Raw genomic sequence first — 202 nt, 5'->3', positions numbered from 1 at the left:
CTGGCGGGCCAGCAGCGTGGCCTTCTCCTCCAGCTCGGCGTTGGAGCGCTGCAGCTCCTCCTGCTGCTGCTGGAGCTCCTCCGAGCGCGCCTGCAGCTCGACCGCCAGCCGCTGCGACTCCTTGAGCAGCTCGTCGGTACGGGCGTTGGCGACGATCGTGTTCAGGTTGACCCCGATGGTCTCCATGAGCTGGTCGAGGAAG

At 67.8% G+C, this 202-nt stretch carries 1 protein-coding gene; it reads right to left on the bottom strand.

Features of this window, described 5'->3' with window-relative positions:
- Nucleotides 1-202, bottom strand: a 202-nt coding sequence (locus IO39_RS43885) for a hypothetical protein (protein ID WP_043638124.1), incomplete at both ends; no start/stop codon positions are given.

The sequence above is a fragment of the Nonomuraea candida genome (assembly GCF_000725485.1).
In the GTDB taxonomy this organism is placed as follows: domain Bacteria; phylum Actinomycetota; class Actinomycetes; order Streptosporangiales; family Streptosporangiaceae; genus Nonomuraea; species Nonomuraea candida.
Note: the sequence above shows the minus strand (reverse complement) of the source record. Positions and strands in the feature narration are given on the sequence as shown.